At 42.8% G+C, this 449-nt stretch carries 1 protein-coding gene; it reads right to left on the bottom strand.

Features of this window, described 5'->3' with window-relative positions:
• On the bottom strand, positions 1–449 hold a 449-nt coding region (locus IQR33_RS03270), incomplete at both ends, for a cation:proton antiporter (protein WP_193843512.1).

Here is a 449-nt window from a genome sequence, read left to right as displayed (position 1 = left end):
CTGCTGTTGGGACACCAATGGTAAGTAACAATTCCATTGAGTGATCATCGGTGGCACTGATCAAGTAGTGGAATAGCAAACCGAGGACGAAACCATATGTGATACCACCGATAGCTTCTTGGATGAAGAGTAAGGTGACACTACCTACAGTTGGTGCCTCAGTGCCAAATGCAATCGTAAATAGAGTGACGAAGATAACCAAACCGAAGCCATCATTGAAGAGCGATTCTCCTTCAATCTGAGTGGAGATACGTTTAGGAGCATCTAGTTTTTTCACAATAGCCAATACAGCGATTGGGTCAGTTGGCGATATTAGAGCACCAAATAGTAAGCAGTAGACCAAATCAAATTGGATGCCAATTAACTGACAAAACCCATACAGTGCAAATCCAATAAAGAACGTAGAAAACAGTGTAGCTCCAAGGGCTAAAACAGTGATCTCCCACTTC

The organism is Vibrio sp. OPT46, from assembly GCF_015163535.1.
GTDB classification, from domain to species: Bacteria; Pseudomonadota; Gammaproteobacteria; order Enterobacterales; family Vibrionaceae; genus Vibrio; species Vibrio alginolyticus.
This window is presented reverse-complemented; position numbering and strand designations above follow the sequence as displayed.